2 protein-coding genes and 2 pseudogenes are annotated in these 4,213 nt (G+C 59.3%); 2 read left to right on the top strand and 2 right to left on the bottom strand.

All coding sequences use genetic code 11. The features are described from left to right. Window positions 1–300, top strand: a pseudogene (locus ABX749_RS24180) (dehydrogenase); the annotation flags it as partial. A 24-nt stretch (window positions 301–324) separates the two neighbouring features. Here the strand turns inward: ABX749_RS24180 and ABX749_RS24175 are convergent. After that, a complete protein-coding gene (locus tag ABX749_RS24175; RefSeq protein WP_372898250.1) occupies window positions 325–2,061 on the bottom strand; it encodes a proteasome accessory factor PafA2 family protein in 1,737 nt (578 codons plus the stop codon). 143 nt (window positions 2,062–2,204) lie between these two features. Further along, a complete protein-coding gene (locus tag ABX749_RS24170) occupies window positions 2,205–3,827 on the bottom strand; it encodes a 30S ribosomal protein S1 (protein ID WP_372898249.1) in 1,623 nt (540 codons plus the stop codon). Between the two features lie 117 nt (window positions 3,828–3,944). On the opposite strand from ABX749_RS24170, the pseudogene ABX749_RS24165 reads away from it, so the two are divergent. Continuing rightward, window positions 3,945–4,213: pseudogene (locus ABX749_RS24165) on the top strand (hypothetical protein); the annotation flags it as partial.

Below are 4,213 nucleotides of genomic sequence, written 5' to 3'. Positions count from 1 at the left end.
GTCAACAGTTTGACCGACAGCGACAAAGCTGAGTTGAACGATTACATCGTCGAGTTGTGCAAAGGCAAAAAGCCCGGCAGTCACATGGGCAACTTCTTTGAGTGCATCGGCGATCGTGGCAAGCCGATCTCGGATGTCTGGTCGCATCACCGCACGATGACCTCGTGTCACTTGTGCAACATCGCCCTGATGACCGGTCGCGAACTGACTTGGGATCCCAAGCAGGAAGTGTTCGTCGGCGACGATGACGCCAACAAACTGCTCGGCCGCAAGTCCCGAGATTTCTCGACCGTCGGCTGATCGCAGCCGAGGAGGCGTCAGGCGTCAGGCGTCGAAATTGATTCGCTTCGTTTCGCTGCCCGCACGCAGCATCGCGTAGCTCCATTCGGCGGTGACGGAGTCACCGCTGTCGGCAAATTCGCGAATCAACCAGCCCCGTTTGGCCGCCGGTGAATCTGCCGGCGGCGAGCGGCGGCGACGCTCGATGCGTTCCAACGCGATCAACGCCAGCGACGGATTGGTCGCCGCGAGTTTCTGGAAATAGCCGTCCGGCGATAATTCGTGATACCGCAAGTCCGTCTTCTTTCGCTCCAGCCACTGAGCATCTTGGCCCAGTTGATCGATCATCCAACGTTTGCTCAACCAATCCACCCTGCCCAGCGCCGGGGTCACGTTCCGCGAGTCACGTCGAAATGCGGAAACGACGTTGACCAGATCCGACCATCGCTCGATCACCAACGTGGCTTCACCTCGATCTCGAATCGGCGTCTCGGCGACAAATCGTTTTGCGGCTTTCAGATAACGACGTTGGATCTCCAACGCACTCAACCGGCCGCGACAGGTCATCACGCGACGGACGAGGTTCCAGTCCGAGGCGATGCCATGCAAGGCAGCGATCGGGCGCGGGATCGTGACAAACTCGCTCGTCGCGCCGGATTCAATCATGTCCAACACCAGCGAGACCGAACCGAATTTGACGTACTCGGCAAGTTCGGAAAGATTGGAATCGGACAAACCGATTTGAAATCGTTGACGTCTGGCGAACATCGCCTTGGTCGATCCCAATGACAAAAAAGATCGCTCGCAAAACTGTGCCAGCCAATGGCCATAAACGTAAATCGGTCGTTCACCGCGATAACCGCCCATGTCAGCAACCACGTCGATGGCCATCGCTTTGGGACTCAGCCGATAACATCCATCTTCATCCAAGTCTCCGGCACCGCAGAGGGCGACGCGGGAAACCAGCAGTGCGGTCAAGTACTTTCGCTGCTTTCGAAACGCCACGTGGCGGACGACAAACCGCAACACGATCACGGTCGGCAGATGGATGCCGCGGAGCAACCCCATGAAGATCGCCTTGGCCCAAGTCGGCAATGTTTCAAAGAGGACGGCGGCCGATGGAGTGTTTTGCGATGCATCCGGGGCAGTCAACGGCTCGTCAACCGAACGCGTCGGTTTTTGTCGACGTTGATTTAAAAAGATGAACGCAAACGCGCACGCAAGCACCGGCAACGAGACCACCACGCTGATCAGTTGAAGCATCCACAACAGCGCGATGCAGACGCGGTAAACGCAAAGCCAAGCGCCGCTGGCGACGACCGCTTCATAGTTTTCTTGGCAACCGTAGACGTGGCCCAATGCGTCGGTGCTGTTCTTCAAAATCCTCACGTCCCATTCCCCGGCCGCCTCTTCTGCTGCGCCGGCGACCAGTTCATCAATGGAACATTGGCAAGCGAGTAATTCATCCGGGCTGGTCACTTCCGGTGTCGCGATTTCGATCAAGCCACCGGGCAGAGCGTGCAAGGAAGGATGCGTTTCAAACGTCACCGCACCCCCGCTGGCGAGAAACATCTGGTCTCGATCAAAGACACCGGGGACCGTGGGCTGATTCCGACGAATCGCCGCGCAGATCTGTGTGTAAATCTCGGTCGAACTCGGCAGATCCGCCGTGATCAAATGCGGCTGATTCAGAACCAGCGTCGCGTACTCGGTTTCCATTCCCAGCAATCGCGACACCAGTCGTCGCGCCGGGACGCACCGACGAGAAGAAGTTGACTTCACCAAGCACTCCCAGCCGAGGTAACGCATGGGCTATAGCCCGTCGATTGCCACGACTCGATTGTAGCGGATGGAAGATCCCGACACGAACGGCGAATCGACAAACCGTGGGTGGTTTCCACAGCTGGAAAACGACGCGTGGCTCGTTACCAGCGAAGGCCGAATCGTTCGCCGCCGGTGTCGCGGTTGTTACCGCCCTTGAGCGGCCCATCGTGAGCGGGTTTGACGGCCACTTCGCGTTGGGGTTCCTCGACCTCTTCTTCTTTCGGTTTGGAATCCTCGGCGATCTGTTGTGCCGCTTTGATCGACAAGCCGATTTTTTGGCTGTCGCGGTCAAACGACAGGATCTTCACGTCGACTTCTTGTCCTTCGCTGACAAACGCATCGACCTTTGAAACGCGATGGTGGGCCAGTTCGCTAACGTGCACCAAGCCTTCGACGCCGGCACCCAAGCGGACGAAACAGCCGAACGACGCGATCCGCGAAACCGTGCCCTTGTGAACGCTGCCGATCGCGAATTCCGCTTCCGCGGTGTCCCAAGGATTCTCCAACAGGTCTCGATAGGAGAGCGAGATCTTGCCGGTTTCCTTGTTGACCGAATCCAGTTTGACCTTCACTTTTTGGCCGACTTCCAACACTTCGCTGGGATGCTTGACTCGATCCCAGCTGAGTTTGCTGACGTGGATCAACCCGTCGAGTGCGCCGAGATCGACAAAGGCGCCGAAATCTTTGACGCTGCGAACCACGCCTTCCATCACATCGCCGGGTTCGATTTTGGCGAGTTGCTCGGCGCGTTTTTGTTCGCGTTCGCGTTCCAGGATCGCCCGTCGGCTGAGCACCAAGTTGCCGCGACGCTCATTGGCCTCGGTCACCAGACACACAAATTTCTGGTCGACAAATTCGCTGGCGTCTTCGACGCGGTACTCGGCGATCTGGCTGATCGGCATGAAACCGCGCACCCCACCGACCTTGCATTCCAACCCGCCGGTGTTGTGACCGGTCACGACGGCTTCGACGACCGAGCCTTCTTCCAAATCGCTCCAGTCGGCGACGTCGATTGTCGATCCCGGCAACGAGCACATGTACAAGCCGTCGTCGCGGTTGAATCCACGCACCATGACTTCCACGGAACTGCCCACCGCCGGTTCGGCGTCTTTGAATTGCTCAAACGGAATCACGCCCTCATCGGGTCCGCCCAGCGCGATGTACACGCTGTCTTGATGGATCTTCAGCACCTGGCCCGAGATCCGCGTGCCCTCGGCCAAGGCTTCCTTGCGATCGGACATGCCCGCCGAACCGCTCAACATCGATTCGATGTCCGCGGCCGCCAGCTCTGCGTCCAGTTCCGCCTGCAGGTCGTCGCTCAGCCCCGCACGCAACGAGGGCACGGCAACACGCTGCGGTTTCTGGGTCGCCGGAGCCGCAGCGGCGGGCGTTTCTTTGTCACCCTTGATCCGCGGTCGTGGCGGCTTTTTCTTCTTGTTCGGTTTGCCGGCTTTCTTTTCGACCGCTTCGAGTTGCTCGGTGGAGACGCTCGGAGAGGCCGGTTTGGCGATCCCCAAGCCCCGGGCGGCAAGCGGTCCCGAACCGCCGCGTGCGGCTGGGGCCGTCTGGCCGGCTTCGGCAGGCGCATTGGCTTCAGCGGACGCGTTGGCTTCAGCAGGCGCACTGGCAGCCGATTCAGCCGCGGGTGGCGCCGCCGGTTCGGCCGGCGTGGGGGCAATGTCGGTGGCAGGATCGTCGGTCACAGGCTGTGGTTCGTTGCTCATCGAAACAATCGACGTGGGGAAAAGTGAATGGGGTCGATCCGGCAGTCTAGCACCCCGAAAACATTGTCGGTAGTCTTCACCCCAGGTTTGTCCGCTTCTGATGGAGAACAACGCCAGATGCCCGAATTTACCGATTTTGCTCAATCGCTCAGCCAGTCCTTCTCAACCGAACTTCAATCCGCGATCCAGGCCGCACCGCTGCCCCCACTCGGGGACGGTACGCTTCAGAAACCCCTGTTGACGCTTTTGTCGGGCGGAATCGGCGATCATTTGATCGATGTTCCCGCCGCCCGCCAGATGGAAGTGATGAGCGGACTGTGGCTGGTTGCCGGTGACATTCACCGCAGCCATTCGATCAGCCAAGATCTCGGCAGCGCCGAGGGCAG

The organism is Stieleria sp. (assembly GCF_041595215.1).
GTDB classification, from domain to species: domain Bacteria; phylum Planctomycetota; class Planctomycetia; order Pirellulales; family Pirellulaceae; genus Stieleria; species Stieleria magnilauensis.
The sequence above is the reverse complement of the archived record's forward strand: the minus strand, read 5'-3'. Positions and strand labels throughout refer to the sequence as shown.

Coding starts and splice junctions, on each gene's coding strand:
- ABX749_RS24170 (WP_372898249.1), bottom strand. CDS start 3,827: ATGAGCAACGAACCACAGCCTGTGACCGACGATCCTGCCACCGACATT.